General features: G+C 60.1%; 13 protein-coding genes. All 13 read left to right on the top strand.

Annotated elements, in window-relative coordinates:
• Positions 1-273: 273 nt before the first annotated feature.
• Positions 274-1,122 (top strand): flagellin domain-containing protein, encoded by an 849-nt coding sequence (locus FGE05_RS18680; protein WP_139647239.1) that lies wholly within the window; start codon positions 274-276, stop codon positions 1,120-1,122.
• A 72-nt stretch (positions 1,123-1,194) separates the two neighbouring features.
• Positions 1,195-1,560: a flagellar protein FlaG gene (locus FGE05_RS18675; RefSeq protein WP_139647237.1), complete on the top strand. Its 366-nt coding sequence runs from the start codon at positions 1,195-1,197 to the stop codon at positions 1,558-1,560.
• An 82-nt stretch (positions 1,561-1,642) separates the two neighbouring features.
• Positions 1,643-3,073 carry a flagellar filament capping protein FliD gene (gene fliD, locus FGE05_RS18670; protein ID WP_139647235.1) on the top strand — a complete coding sequence of 477 codons (1,431 nt, stop codon included), beginning with the start codon at positions 1,643-1,645 and terminating at the stop codon, positions 3,071-3,073.
• A 132-nt stretch (positions 3,074-3,205) separates the two neighbouring features.
• Positions 3,206-3,601: a flagellar export chaperone FliS gene (gene fliS / locus FGE05_RS18665; RefSeq protein WP_041020338.1), complete on the top strand. Its 396-nt coding sequence runs from the start codon at positions 3,206-3,208 to the stop codon at positions 3,599-3,601.
• A gap of 12 nt (positions 3,602-3,613) precedes the next feature.
• Complete coding sequence (locus FGE05_RS18660; protein WP_041020339.1) at positions 3,614-3,910, top strand: hypothetical protein; 297 nt, start codon at positions 3,614-3,616, stop codon at positions 3,908-3,910.
• 169 nt (positions 3,911-4,079) lie between these two features.
• The gene (locus FGE05_RS18655; RefSeq protein ID WP_047701651.1) at positions 4,080-5,555 is read left to right on the top strand and encodes a sigma-54 dependent transcriptional regulator; all 1,476 of its coding nucleotides are present in this window, start codon (positions 4,080-4,082) and stop codon (positions 5,553-5,555) included.
• A gap of 245 nt (positions 5,556-5,800) precedes the next feature.
• Positions 5,801-6,991, top strand: a complete 1,191-nt coding sequence (locus FGE05_RS18650; protein WP_175362516.1) for a PAS domain-containing sensor histidine kinase — start codon at positions 5,801-5,803, stop codon at positions 6,989-6,991.
• Between the two features lie 5 nt (positions 6,992-6,996).
• On the top strand, positions 6,997-8,376 hold the full coding sequence (locus FGE05_RS18645; RefSeq protein WP_139647231.1) for a sigma-54 dependent transcriptional regulator: 1,380 nt from the start codon (positions 6,997-6,999) through the stop codon (positions 8,374-8,376).
• A 133-nt stretch (positions 8,377-8,509) separates the two neighbouring features.
• Positions 8,510-8,836 carry a flagellar hook-basal body complex protein FliE gene (gene fliE / locus FGE05_RS18640; protein ID WP_041020343.1) on the top strand — a complete coding sequence of 109 codons (327 nt, stop codon included), beginning with the start codon at positions 8,510-8,512 and terminating at the stop codon, positions 8,834-8,836.
• Between the two features lie 15 nt (positions 8,837-8,851).
• On the top strand, positions 8,852-10,636 hold the full coding sequence (gene fliF, locus FGE05_RS18635) for a flagellar basal-body MS-ring/collar protein FliF (protein WP_139647229.1): 1,785 nt from the start codon (positions 8,852-8,854) through the stop codon (positions 10,634-10,636).
• Positions 10,629-11,648, top strand: coding sequence for a flagellar motor switch protein FliG (fliG, locus tag FGE05_RS18630; RefSeq protein WP_139647228.1), 1,020 nt, complete (start codon positions 10,629-10,631; stop codon positions 11,646-11,648). Before fliF ends, fliG begins: the two co-directional genes overlap by 8 nt.
• Before the next feature lie 7 nt (positions 11,649-11,655).
• Entirely contained in the window at positions 11,656-12,486 is an 831-nt protein-coding gene (gene fliH, locus FGE05_RS18625; protein WP_139647226.1) for a flagellar assembly protein FliH, read from the top strand.
• Positions 12,476-13,834: a flagellar protein export ATPase FliI gene (gene fliI / locus FGE05_RS18620; protein WP_041020346.1), complete on the top strand. Its 1,359-nt coding sequence runs from the start codon at positions 12,476-12,478 to the stop codon at positions 13,832-13,834. Before fliH ends, fliI begins: the two co-directional genes overlap by 11 nt.

Below are 13,834 nucleotides of genomic sequence, written 5' to 3'. Positions count from 1 at the left end.
AGATACAAGCTGATCCGCCGCTTTCGTGAGCAAACCCGCTCCCACTTTTTTTTGCCTGAAATTTGCCAATGCAGATTTCTGGCGCCATTTTTTGAGCCTTTTCCCTGCGTTAAGCCCTTGTTTTTCAAGGGGTGGCCACCTGCTAGTAAATTTTTTAAAAAAAGCCCTCAAGCAAGTTCCCAAGCCGACGATAACTATTACGAAGGTTCTCTAGGCCAACCCGGCGGTTGCCAAGGCCGGAAGCCGCAGTACCCAACCAACGAGGAATTCGTCATGGCTTTAACAGTAAACACCAACGTCACATCCTTGGGCGTACAGAAGAACCTGAACAAGGCTTCCGATGCTCTGTCCACCTCGATGACCCGTCTGTCTTCCGGCCTGAAAATCAACAGCGCCAAAGACGACGCCGCCGGCCTGCAGATCGCTACCCGCATCAACTCGCAGATCCGTGGTCAGACCATGGCGATCAAAAACGCCAACGACGGTATCTCCATCGCTCAGACCGCTGAAGGCGCGATGCAGGAACAAACCAACATTCTGCAACGTATGCGTGAACTGGCTGTTCAGTCCCGCAACGACAGCAACAGCTCGACTGACCGTGACGCTCTGAACAAAGAGTTCACCCAGATGAGCGCTGAGCTGACCCGTATCGCCAACAGCACCAACCTGAACGGCAAGAACCTGCTCGACGGCACCGCCAGCACCATGACCTTCCAGGTCGGCTCCAACACTGGCGCCTCGAACCAGATCACTCTGACCCTGAGCGCCAGCTTCGACGCCAACACCCTGGGTGTCGGTTCGGCAATCACCATCGCCGGTTCGACCAGCGCTGCTGCTGAAACCGCTTTCTCGGCTGCTGTTGTTGCAATCGACGCTGCACTGGCAACGATCAACTCCTCGCGTGCTGATCTCGGTGCTGCACAAAACCGTTTCACCAGCACCATCGCCAACTTGAACAACATCAACGAAAACGCCAGTGCTGCACTGGGTCGTGTACAAGACACCGACTTCGCTGCTGAAACTGCCCAGCTGACCAAGCAGCAGACTCTGCAACAGGCTTCCACTTCGGTTCTGGCCCAGGCCAACCAACTGCCATCCGCTGTACTGAAGCTGCTTCAGTAATAGCTGGATGAGTTTTAGCGGGGGAGTGCGCTTGCGTACTCTCTCGCTTTTTCCGTTCAAGAGGTGATGGACATGGATATGAGCGTGAAGCTGAACTTGTCTTATCCAGCGGCGAAGCCGGCACCCACTGTGGTCGACAAGCCAGTGGAGAAGCCTCGAGCCGACGCTTTGGTTGTGGCGCCGGTCAAGGAAACCCCTAAAGACGCTGCTGCCGAGCAGGAAAAGCTCAAGAAAGCTGTCCAGGAGATCGAGAAGTTCGTTCAATCGGTCAAGCGTAACCTGGAGTTTTCCATTGATGAGCCTTCAGGCAAAGTAGTGGTCAAAGTGATTGCCAGCGGTTCCGGTGAAGTGATTCGCCAGATCCCGAACGAAGAAGTTCTGAAACTGGCCAACAGTTTGAATGATGCAAACAGCCTGTTGTTCAGCGCAGAAGCCTGACAACTGGCACGAATTTTGTTGCGATGTTCTTTTGGGCGTTGTAGTGGTCAAAAGGCCGGCGACATACTGAAGGGAGTTTCACATGGCAAGTCCAATTCTACCTGGCTTGGGTCTCGGTTCCGGCCTGGATACAACAGCCATCGTCAAAGTCCTGGTGGACTCTGACAAGGCGGCCAAGCAAGGCCAGATTACTCGCGCGACGACGGCCAACACCAACAGCATTTCCGGGGTAGGCACCCTGAAGTCCCTGCTGGCATCCTTCAAGGCCGCCATGACGTCTCTGTCCAGCACAACCACGCCGCAATTTGCCGGTTTTGCTGCGACATCTTCCGCAACCAGTTATGTTACCGCCACGGCCAGCAATACGGCTGTCGCCGGCAACTACACCGTCAAAGTCGATAACATCGCCACGTCGTCCAAGGTCACCAGTGCGGCTTTCGCCGGCGGTACCACCAGTGCCATTCCCACCGGCACGTTGACCATCGCGCAGAACGGCGTTAACTACAATCTCGATGTGGCGAGCGGAGCGACCCTGCAATCGGTTCGCGACTCGATCAACGCCGATACATCACTGAAATCCGCCGGCATCAGCGCCAACATCGTCACTGACTCTTTCGGTTCGCGCCTGGTACTGGGTTCGAGCACGACCGGTGCAGGCTCCGATATCTCGGTCAGCGGCATTGCCGGGCTGGAGATTGATGGGACCAACGTCGTGGGGGCGGGCGGTGCTGCGTTGACGGCGACTTCGGCCGGTGCCATCGGTGCCATCGCGACCGATGCCAAGTTCTCCATTGATGGCATGGCATTGACCAGCAAGAGCAATACGGTCGACAAGGCGATCTCGGGGTTGACGTTGAACCTGGTTGCCGGTGGAACGAACGCCATTTCAACCGTGACCGTTGCGCCCAACAACGATGGTCTGAAAGCTTCGATCCAGAAATTCGTGGACGCCTATAACGCAATCGCGACCAACATCACTGCGCTGACCAAGCCGTCGCTCGACGCGGATGGCAACCCTACCGTTGCGGCAAAAATGACCGGCGACGCATTGCCTCGTTCGATCCTGGCGACGATTCGGGGTCCGTTGTCGGAAACCGGGGCGGGGGACAAGCTTACGGTACTGGCCCAGTTGGGTATCACCACCAACCAGACGACCGGTGCCCTGGACTTCAACACCACCAAGTTCAACACGGCGATGAACGACAAAAAGCTCAGTGGTGAAGTCCAGACGATGTTTACCGGCACCAATGGTTTGCTGGAACGCATGACCAATGCCATCGACCCTTATACGAAGACGGGTGGAATCCTTGATCAGCGGACCACGGCGCTGAACAAGACCCAGACTCGACTGACGAACGATCAGGCCGCGCTTGACCGCCGGGTAGAGACCCTGACCGCCGTATTGACCAAGAAATATAACGACATGGATGCCTTGGTGGGCAAGCTGAAAGCTACCGCCAGCAACATTACCTCCATGTTCGAAGCCATCTCGGCGCAGCAGAAGAACAGCTGATTCCGAGTGATACAAGAAAGCCCGGTTGCGTCAATTGACGCTCCGGGCTTTCGGCTTTTTCGATCTAAAGTTTTTTGACGCGGCGTCGATAAACTGTTTATACGAACCGAAGATTTTTTGATGAGGTAGAACATGAATCCGATGTTAGCCCTTCGCCAATACCAGAAAATTGGCGCCCAGGCGCAAACCTCCGAAGCAAGTCCCCATCGTCTGGTGCAAATGCTGATGGAGGGCGGTCTTGATCGTATCGCTCAGGCAAAGGGGGCGATGGAGCGCAAGGACATCGCCAACAAGGGCATCCTGATCAGCAAGGCCATCGGCATCATTGGCGGCCTGCGCGAGGGGCTGGACATGGAGAACCAGGCCGAGTCGGTGACCGAGTTGGATAACCTCTATGCCTACATGATCAAGCGTCTGACCGACGCCAATATCCAGACCGACCCGAAGATCCTCGACGAAGTCGCCGGTCTGCTGCGCACGGTCAAAGAAGGCTGGGACGGTATCGCCGCGCCTGGTCCGCAATTCTAAGGAGTGCTCCCCATGAGTCTTGTCTTGCAGCGAATAGAGCAAACCCGTGACGCCCTGGTCGATGCACTGGCCGAGCGTAACTGGGAGGCGATCGGTCAGTTGGACATGACGTGCCGTTCCTGCATGGAAGACGTTCTGAGCGAGTCAGAGCTGGACGAGGCGGCGTTGCGCAATAATCTTGAGGAGTTGCTGGGGGTCTACAAGCAGCTTCTTGAGGCGGCGACTGGGGAGCGTCAGGCGATAGTCGACGAGATGTCGCAAGTCCATCAAGCACAAAACGCTGCAAAGGTTTACCATCTGTTCGGTTAATGCTCAGTTAATCCGAACAAAGTGCGCCATAAATTTGACTGTGCACCGTTTTTTGACTTAACTAGTAGCTGTTTACAGATTTCAGGCGTCTACAGGCATGACAAGTCTGCAAGCGTCTAGCTTGCCCCCTAATTTCGGGCACTGAGTTGACTAGGGAAGTTGCTATTGCATGTGGCGTGAAACCAAAATTCTCCTGATCGATGACGACAGCGTCCGCCGCCGTGACCTGGCGGTGATTTTAAATTTTCTTGGCGAAGAAAATTTACCTTGCGGAAGCCATGACTGGCAGCAGGCCGTCGGCTCGCTGGCGTCCAGTCGTGAAGTCATTTGCGTCCTCATCGGGACCGTAAATGCCCCCGCAACGCTTTTGGGCTTGCTAAAGACACTCTCAACCTGGGATGAGTTCCTTCCGGTTTTGTTAATGGGCGAAAATTCTTCCCTTGACTTGCCTGAAGACCAGCGTCGCCGAGTGCTTTCCACGCTCGAAATGCCGCCCAGCTACAGCAAATTGCTCGATTCGCTGCATCGCGCCCAGGTTTACCGCGAGATGTACGATCAGGCCCGTGAGCGCGGCAGGCATCGCGAACCCAACCTTTTCCGCAGCCTCGTCGGCACCAGCCGGGCGATCCAGCACGTGCGCCAGATGATGCAGCAGGTTGCCGATACGGATGCCAGCGTGCTGATCCTGGGCGAATCGGGTACCGGCAAGGAAGTGGTTGCGCGCAATCTGCACTACCACTCCAAGCGTCGCGAAGCGCCGTTCGTGCCGGTGAACTGCGGTGCAATTCCGGCCGAGTTGCTGGAAAGCGAGCTGTTCGGGCACGAGAAGGGTGCCTTCACCGGCGCGATCACCAGCCGGGCCGGGCGTTTCGAACTGGCCAACGGCGGCACGCTGTTTCTCGACGAGATCGGCGACATGCCGTTGCCGATGCAGGTCAAGCTGCTGCGGGTCCTGCAGGAGCGCACATTCGAGCGCGTGGGCAGCAACAAGACCCAGAGCGTCGACGTGCGGATCATCGCTGCGACCCACAAGAACCTCGAGAGCATGATCGAGGTCGGCAGTTTCCGCGAAGACCTCTACTACCGCCTCAATGTATTTCCGATCGAAATGGCCCCGCTGCGTGAGCGCGTCGAGGACATTCCGCTGCTGATGAACGAGCTGATTTCGCGCATGGAGCACGAAAAGCGCGGTTCGATCCGCTTCAATTCGGCGGCGATCATGTCCCTGTGCCGTCATGGCTGGCCGGGCAACGTTCGCGAATTGGCCAACCTGGTGGAGCGCATGGCGATCATGCACCCCTATGGCGTGATCGGTGTGGCTGAGCTGCCGAAGAAATTCCGCTACGTCGACGACGAAGATGAACAAATGGTCGATACCCTGCGTAGCGACCTGGAAGAGCGCGTGGCGATCAACGGCCACACACCGGACTTCACCAGTAGTGCCTTGCTGCCGCCGGAAGGTCTGGACCTCAAGGATTACCTGGGTGGCCTGGAGCAGGGGCTTATCCAGCAGGCCCTGGACGACGCCAACGGTATCGTGGCCCGTGCAGCGGAGCGCCTGCGTATCCGTCGCACCACTCTGGTGGAGAAGATGCGCAAGTACGGCATGAGCCGTCGTGAGGGTGATGAGCAGGCGGATGATTGACGCCTGCATCATGACCGCCTGATTTTTTGTGGCGAGGGGATTTATCTCCGTCGGGGCGCAAAGCGGCCCTGTTTTTGGGGCCGCTACGACGTTTCGCTAAATCCCCTCACCACAAAATCCCCGCGACAGCTCGGCTCCTGTTTGCCACCTTCCGGCACGGCTATTGCTAAAGCTCTCTCAACAGGCCGTTTAACTGACGGTCAGCCAAGCGAGAGAGTTCGATGAGCCAAGCCGCCCACGTCCAGATGTCTCCTGTCCCTGAGTCGGGGCTCATGCCGTCCGCCGAGCAGGCAAGCCGCGCTGGACTTGAGCAGGCGTTTTCGCTGTTCAACCAGATGTCCAGCCAGTTGACCGATTCCTACAGCCTGCTCGAAGCTCGGGTCACCGAACTCAAGGGCGAATTGGCGGTGGTCAGCGCCCAGCGCATGCAGGAGCTGGCGGAAAAAGAGCGCCTGGCCAACCGGCTGCAGAACCTGCTCGACCTGTTGCCTGGCGGCGTCATCGTCATCGATGCCCATGGTTTCGTCCGCGAAGCCAACCCGGCGGCCTGCGAGCTGCTTGGGTTGCCGCTCGAAGGTGAGCTGTGGCGACACGTCATCGCGCGTTGTTTTGCTCCCCGCGAGGACGATGGTCACGAAGTATCCCTCAAGGACGGCAGGCGCCTGTCCATTTCGACGCGTTCTCTGGATGCCGAACCCGGTCAGTTGGTGCTGCTCAACGACCTGACTGAAACCCGTCACTTGCAGGACCAGTTGGCTCGCCACGAACGCCTGTCCTCCCTGGGGCGCATGGTGGCATCCCTGGCTCACCAGATTCGCACGCCGCTATCCGCCGCGCTGCTGTACGCCAGTCATCTGACCGAGCAGCAGTTGCCGATGGACACCCAGCAGCGCTTCGCCGGACGCCTGAAGGAGCGCCTGCACGAACTCGAGCATCAAGTGCGGGACATGCTGGTGTTCGCCCGTGGCGAGCTGCCATTGACTGACCGCGTCACCCCGAAAGCTCTTTTGCAGTCCCTGCAGGCCGCGGCATCGACCCATGTGCAGGGGCTGCCGATCCGCTGGCAGTGCGACAGCCATGCCGGGGAAATCCTCTGCAACCGCGACACCTTGGTGGGCGCGGTATTGAACCTTATCGAGAATGCCATCCAGGCCAGCGGCGAGGATGTGCGGTTGAAGGTCCATCTGTACAGCCGCGACAACAGCTTGCGCTTGTGTGTTAGCGACAATGGTGGCGGTATCGAGCCGGCAGTGCTGGTGCGTCTCGGCGAGCCGTTCTTCACGACCAAGACCACCGGGACCGGTCTCGGCCTGACCGTGGTCAAGGCTGTGGCCCGTGCCCATCAGGGAGAATTGCAACTACGTTCGCGGCTGGGGCGTGGCACTTGTGCGTTGGTGCTCTTGCCGCTGTTTTCCGGCGCGCCGGAGGTGGAGTGAAGTCGATGGCGATCAAGGTGTTGCTGGTTGAGGATGACCGCGCCCTGCGCGAAGCGTTGGCCGACACGCTGGTGCTGGCCGGGCACGATTACGCTGCGGTCGGCTCGGCGGAGGATGCGTTGCTGGCCGTGGGCCGGGAAACCTTCAGCCTGGTGGTCAGCGATGTGAATATGCCGGGCATGGACGGCCATCAACTGCTTGGACTGTTGCGTGCGCGTCAACCTCAGTTGCCGGTCTTGCTGATGACGGCCCACGGGGCGGTCGAGCGAGCGGTGGATGCCATGCGCCAGGGCGCTGCGGACTACCTGGTCAAACCGTTCGAGCCCAAGGCGTTGCTTGATCTGGTGGCCCGTCATGCGCTGGGCGTTCCTGCGGTCGAGGGGGAGGGGCCGGTGGCGCTCGAACCGGCTAGCGCACAGTTGCTCGAATTGGCCGCGCGGGTGGCACGCAGCGATTCCACGGTGTTGATTTCCGGTGAGTCAGGTACCGGCAAGGAAGTGCTGGCGCGCTACATCCACCAGCAATCCCGTCGCGCCAACCAACCGTTCATTGCAATCAACTGTGCGGCGATTCCCGACAACATGCTCGAGGCGACGCTGTTCGGTCACGAAAAAGGCTCGTTTACCGGCGCCATTGCGGCCCAGGCCGGCAAGTTCGAGCAGGCCGACGGCGGCACCATTCTGCTCGATGAGATTTCCGAAATGCCTCTGGGTCTGCAAGCCAAGCTGCTGAGGGTGTTGCAGGAGCGGGAAGTGGAACGGGTCGGGGGACGTAAGCCCATCAGCCTGGATATTCGCGTGGTGGCGACCACCAACCGGGATCTGGCCGGTGAGGTGGCGGCAGGACGTTTTCGGGAGGACCTTTACTACCGTCTGTCGGTATTCCCCCTCGCCTGGCGTCCATTACGCGAGCGCACTGCCGATATCCTGCCGCTGGCCGAGCGTCTGCTGGCCCGGCACGTCAATAAAATGAAGCATGCGGCGGCAAGACTTTCGCCCCAGGCACAAGCCTGTCTGATTGCCTATCCCTGGCCCGGAAACGTGCGGGAGTTGGACAACGCCATTCAGCGTGCGTTGATCCTGCAACAGGGTGGTTTGATTCAGCCGGAGGATTTCTGTCTCGCAGGGCCCGTGGCGTGCGCGCCATTGCCGACGCTGGCACCAGTCCCGCTGAGGGTGGAGGTGGAAAGCGAGTCGGCTGGAGCGCTGGAAGACGACCTGCGTCGGCGCGAATTCCAGATGATCATCGATACCCTGCGCGCCGAACGCGGCCGTCGCAAGGAGGCGGCCGAGCGGCTGGGGATCAGTCCACGCACCCTGCGCTACAAACTGGCGCAGATGCGTGACGCGGGGATGGATGTCGAGGCGTATCTGTTCGCCAGTTGAGTTGTGTAAATCAGGAATGCTCCTGTGGGAGCATTTGTTTCATGTCGCCATGGAGCTGGCACCCTTGTTGCTAACACCTATGTACCCATCGAGTCAGCGTCAAAAAAACGCGGGCCGCCAGAGAGAGTAGACCATGAGCCAAGGTATTGAATTTAATCGGTTGATGCTGGATATGCGGGCCATGCAGATGGACGCGATGTCGCAGCCTAAATCGGTCGCGGTCCCCCAGGTGGGCGGCAGCAGTTTTTCCGACATGCTTGGTCAGGCCGTCAATAAAGTGAACGATACCCAGCAGGCGTCGAACCAATTAGCCAGTGCTTTTGAAATTGGCAAAAGTGGCGTCGACCTGACCGACGTAATGATCTCTTCGCAGAAAGCCACTGTCTCGTTCCAGGCGCTGACCCAGGTTCGCAACAAACTGGTCCAGGCCTACCAAGACATCATGCAGATGCCGGTCTAAGGAAACTATTGAGTCATGGCAGAAGCAGCCGTAGATAACGTTCCAGCCAAGGCCACCCCACCAGACGGCAAACCGCCGCTGTTCGGGCTGTCTTTCCTGGAAAACCTCTCCGAGATGACCATGTTGCGTCAGGTGGGCCTGTTGGTCGGCCTGGCTGCCAGCGTGGCGATTGGTTTCGCCGTGGTGCTGTGGTCCCAGCAGCCAGACTACCGTCCCCTGTACGGCAGCCTGGCGGGCATGGACGCCAAGCAAGTCATGGAAACCCTGGCTTCCGCCGACATTCCCTATACCGTCGAGCCGAACTCCGGCGCGTTGCTGGTCAAGGCCGACGACGTGTCGCGTGCGCGCCTGAAGTTGGCCGCCGCCGGCGTGACGCCGACCGATGGCAACATCGGTTTCGAAATCCTCGACAAGGACCAGGGCCTGGGCACCAGCCAGTTCATGGAAGCGACCCGTTATCGTCGCGGCCTGGAAGGCGAGCTGGCACGTACGATCTCCAGCCTGAACAACGTCAAGGGCGCCCGTGTGCACCTGGCGATTCCGAAAAGCTCGGTGTTCGTGCGCGACGAGCGCAAGCCAAGCGCGTCGGTCCTGGTTGAACTGTACCCAGGCCGCTCCCTGGAGCCAGGCCAGGTCCTCGCCATCGTCAATCTGGTGGCGACCAGCGTTCCCGAGTTGAGCAAGTCCCAGATCACCGTGGTCGACCAGAAGGGCACCTTGCTGTCTGACCAGGCGGAAAACTCCGAACTGACGATGGCCGGCAAGCAGTTCGATTACAGCCGTCGCATGGAAGGCATGCTGACCCAACGGGTGCACAACATCCTGCAACCGATCCTGGGTAACGACCGCTACAAGGCTGAAGTTTCGGCAGACGTGGATTTCAGCGCGGTCGAGTCGACGTCCGAGCAGTTCAACCCCGATCAACCGGCGTTGCGCAGCGAGCAGTCGGTGAACGAGCAGCGCACCGCCAGCAACGGCCCGCAAGGCGTGCCCGGCGCCCTGAGCAACCAGCCGCCGTCGCCGGCCAGCGCGCCGCAAACCACCGGTGGTTCCACTGCTGCCGCCGGCATGATACAGCCAGGCCAGCCGCTGGTGGACGCCAACGGCCAGCAGATCATGGACCCGGCCACCGGCCAACCGATGCTGGCGCCGTACCCGGCCGACAAGCGTCAACAATCGACCAAGAACTTCGAGCTCGACCGCTCCATCAGCCACACCAAGCAACAGCAGGGCCGTTTGACACGCCTGTCGGTTGCGGTGGTGGTGGACGACCAGGTCAAGGTCAACCCGGCCAACGGCGAAACCAGTCGTGCGCCATGGAGCGCCGACGAATTGGCGCGCTTCACTCGCCTGGTCCAGGACGCCGTCGGTTTCGACGCCAGCCGTGGCGACAGCGTCAGTGTGATCAACGTGCCGTTCTCCTCGGAGCGTGGTGAAGTCATCGCCGATATTCCGTTTTATTCGCAACCCTGGTTCTGGGATGTGGTCAAGCAGGTATTGGGCGTAGTGTTCATCCTGGTGCTGGTATTCGGCGTGCTGCGTCCGGTGCTCAACAACATTACCAATGGCGGCAAGAACAGGCAGTTGGCCGGCTTGGGCGATGTTGAGTTGGGAGGCATGGGCGGCCTGGATGGCGAATTGGCTAACGATCGCGTCAGCCTCGGCGGGCCGCAGAGCATTCTGCTGCCAAGCCCGAGCGAAGGCTATGACGCTCAGTTGAACGCCATCAAGAGTCTGGTGGCAGAAGACCCGGGTCGTGTGGCCCAGGTCGTGAAAGAGTGGATCAACGCAGATGAGTGATAATCGAGCCGCTGTTGTCAAATTGTCCCGGGTCGACAAAGCCGCGATTCTGCTGCTGTCCCTGGGCTCGACCGACGCTGCCCAGGTGCTGCGCCACATGGGGCCCAAGGAGGTCCAGCGTGTGGGCGTGGCCATGGCCCAGATGGGGAACGTGCACCGCGAACAGGTCGAACAGGTGATGAGCGAGTTCGTCGACATCGTTGGCGATCAGACCAGCCTGGGCGTGGGTTCCGACGACTACGTGCGCAAGATGCTCACCCAGGCCCTGGGCGAGGACAAGGCCAACGGCCTGATCGACCGGATCCTGTTGGGTGGCAACACCAGCGGCCTGGACAGCCTCAAGTGGATGGAGCCGCGGGCGGTAGCCGACGTGATCCGTTACGAGCACCCGCAGATCCAGGCAATCGTGGTGGCTTACCTCGACCCGGACCAGGCCGGTGAAGTGCTGGGCAACTTCGACCACAAGGTGCGCTTGGACATCATCTTGCGGGTGTCTTCGCTCAACACCGTGCAGCCGGCGGCCCTGAAAGAATTGAACCAGATTCTCGAGAAGCAGTTCTCGGGCAACTCCAACGCCTCGCGTACCACCCTGGGTGGCATCAAGCGCGCGGCGGACATCATGAACTTCCTCGACAGTTCGATCGAAGGTCAATTGATGGACTCGATCCGCGAGTTCGACGAAGACCTGTCCGGTCAGATCGAAGACCTCATGTTCGTGTTCAACAACCTGGCCGATGTCGACGACCGTGGCATCCAGGCGCTGTTGCGCGAAGTGTCCTCCGACGTACTGGTCCTGGCACTCAAGGGATCGGACGAAGGCGTCAAGGAGAAGATCTTCAAGAACATGTCCAAACGGGCGGCCGAACTGTTGCGCGACGACCTCGAGGCCAAGGGCCCGGTGCGCGTCAGCGACGTGGAAACCGCGCAGAAGGAAATCCTCACCATCGCCCGCCGCATGGCCGAAGCCGGAGAGATCGTGCTCGGTGGCAAGGGCGGCGAAGAGATGATCTAAGGTCGTTATGTCTGCCAAGAGTGATGATTCACCCAGCGACCTGATCCGCGCCCGGGATGTCGGTGGCTTCGACGTCTGGTCGCTGCCCAGTTTCGATCCCCACGTGCCCGAGCCTGAGCCGGAGCCCGTGGAAGAACTGCCGGAGATGGAAGAGGTGCCGCTGGAGGAAGTCCAGCCACTGACCCTCGAGGAAGTCGAAGGTATTCGCCAGGAGGCCTACAACGAAGGCTTTGCCATCGGCGAAAAGGAAGGCTTCCATAGCACCATGCTCAAGGTCCGTCAGGAAGCTGACGTGGCCTTGACGGCCAAGTTGCGAGCATTGGAATCGCTGATGCTCAACCTGTTCGATCCCATCGCCGAACAGGACACCCAGATTGAAAAATCCCTGGTGGGGCTGGTGCAACACATCGCCAGGCAGGTCATCCAGCGTGAGCTGGCCATCGATTCGAGCCAGATCGAACACGTCATGCGTGAGGCCCTCAAGCTCTTGCCGTTGGGCGTGGGCAATGTGCGGCTGTACATCAATCCCCAGGATTTCGAGCTGGTCAAAGCCCTGCGCGAGCGCCATGAGGAAACCTGGCGCATCGTCGAAGACGAAGCCTTGTTGCCGGGCGGTTGCCGTGTGGAAACCGAGCACAGCCGCATCGATGCGACCGTCGAAACCCGCATCAGCCAGATCATGGCCAAGCTGTTCGACCAACTGCATGAGCAGGCCCTGCACCCGGCCGTTGCCGATATGAGCCTGGAGTTGCCGGACGAACCCCCAGCCGTTTCGCCCATCGACCCGGATGGTGCCGAGTTGATTGCTGCTGAGCCGGACGGCCGCGATGCGTCTTGAACGGACCAGCTTCGGCAAGCGCCTGGGCAGCTACGCCGAGGCCACCGAGCTGGCCGGCCAGCCGATTCTCGAAGGGCGCCTGTTGCGCATGGTCGGCCTGACCCTCGAAGCCGAGGGCCTGCGCGCCGCCATGGGCAGTCGCTGCCTGGTGATCAACGATGACAGTTACCACCCGGTGCAGGTCGAGGCCGAGGTCATGGGCTTCTCCGGTAGCAAGGTATTCCTGATGCCGGTGGGCAGTGTGGCTGGCATCGCCCCTGGCGCACGGGTGGTCCCACTGGCCGATACCGGTCGCTTGCCCATGGGCATGAGCATGCTCGGGCGGGTGCTGGACGGGGCCGGGCGGGCCCTGGATGGCAAGGGCGGGATGAAGGCCGAAGACTGGGTGCCGATGGATGGCCCGACCATCAACCCCCTCAAGCGCGACCCCATCAGCGTACCGCTGGATGTGGGCATTCGCTGCATCAACGGTTTGTTGACGGTCGGACGCGGCCAGCGCCTGGGCCTGTTCGCCGGTACTGGTGTGGGTAAGAGTGTGTTGTTGGGCATGATGACCCGCTTCACCGAAGCCGACATCATCGTGGTGGGGCTGATTGGCGAACGGGGTCGCGAGGTGAAGGAGTTCATCGAGCACATCCTCGGTGAAGAAGGCCTCAAGCGTTCCGTCGTGGTGGCATCGCCGGCGGATGATGCGCCATTGATGCGCTTGCGGGCCGCCATGTACTGCACCCGCATCGCTGAGTATTTCCGCGACAAGGGCAAGAATGTCCTGTTGTTGATGGACTCTCTGACCCGTTTTGCCCAGGCCCAGCGGGAGATCGCCCTGGCCATCGGTGAGCCGCCTGCGACCAAGGGCTATCCGCCTTCCGTGTTTGCCAAGCTGCCGAAGCTGGTGGAGCGCGCCGGCAACGCCGAGAAGGGCGGCGGATCGATCACGGCGTTCTACACCGTGCTGTCCGAAGGCGACGATCAGCAAGACCCCATCGCCGACTCGGCGCGGGGCGTGCTCGATGGCCATATCGTGCTATCGCGGCGGCTGGCCGAAGAAGGTCATTACCCGGCCATCGACATCGAAGCGTCCATCAGCCGGGTCATGCCATCGGTCATCAGTGCCGAGCACATGAAGCGTGCCCAGCAGTTCAAGCAATACTGGTCGCGCTACCAGCAAAGCCGCGATCTGATCAGCGTCGGCGCCTATGTTCCTGGCGGCGACCGTGAAACCGATACCGCGATCAATCTCTATCCGGCGATGGCCGTCTACCTGCGCCAGAGCCTGAACGACAATATCGGCATGGGCGCCAGCGAAGCGCACCTGCAAACCATCTTCGCCCCGGTCGCCGGCGGGTAA

This window comes from Pseudomonas sp. ICMP22404, from assembly GCF_006227205.1.
GTDB lineage: Bacteria > Pseudomonadota > Gammaproteobacteria > Pseudomonadales > Pseudomonadaceae > Aquipseudomonas.
This window is presented reverse-complemented; position numbering and strand designations above follow the sequence as displayed.

Excerpts from the sequence above, each read along its gene's own strand:
- fliH (WP_139647226.1), top strand. The coding sequence starts at position 11,656 with ATGTCTGCCAAGAGTGATGATTCACCCAGCGACCTGATCCGCGCCCGG.
- FGE05_RS18650 (WP_175362516.1), top strand. The coding sequence starts at position 5,801 with ATGTCTCCTGTCCCTGAGTCGGGGCTCATGCCGTCCGCCGAGCAGGCA.
- FGE05_RS18675 (WP_139647237.1), top strand. The coding sequence starts at position 1,195 with ATGGATATGAGCGTGAAGCTGAACTTGTCTTATCCAGCGGCGAAGCCG.
- fliS (WP_041020338.1), top strand. The coding sequence starts at position 3,206 with ATGAATCCGATGTTAGCCCTTCGCCAATACCAGAAAATTGGCGCCCAG.
- fliF (WP_139647229.1), top strand. The coding sequence starts at position 8,852 with ATGGCAGAAGCAGCCGTAGATAACGTTCCAGCCAAGGCCACCCCACCA.
- fliI (WP_041020346.1), top strand. The coding sequence starts at position 12,476 with ATGCGTCTTGAACGGACCAGCTTCGGCAAGCGCCTGGGCAGCTACGCC.
- fliE (WP_041020343.1), top strand. The coding sequence starts at position 8,510 with ATGAGCCAAGGTATTGAATTTAATCGGTTGATGCTGGATATGCGGGCC.
- FGE05_RS18655 (WP_047701651.1), top strand. The coding sequence starts at position 4,080 with ATGTGGCGTGAAACCAAAATTCTCCTGATCGATGACGACAGCGTCCGC.
- FGE05_RS18660 (WP_041020339.1), top strand. The coding sequence starts at position 3,614 with ATGAGTCTTGTCTTGCAGCGAATAGAGCAAACCCGTGACGCCCTGGTC.
- fliG (WP_139647228.1), top strand. The coding sequence starts at position 10,629 with ATGAGTGATAATCGAGCCGCTGTTGTCAAATTGTCCCGGGTCGACAAA.
- fliD (WP_139647235.1), top strand. The coding sequence starts at position 1,643 with ATGGCAAGTCCAATTCTACCTGGCTTGGGTCTCGGTTCCGGCCTGGAT.
- FGE05_RS18645 (WP_139647231.1), top strand. The coding sequence starts at position 6,997 with ATGGCGATCAAGGTGTTGCTGGTTGAGGATGACCGCGCCCTGCGCGAA.
- FGE05_RS18680 (WP_139647239.1), top strand. The coding sequence starts at position 274 with ATGGCTTTAACAGTAAACACCAACGTCACATCCTTGGGCGTACAGAAG.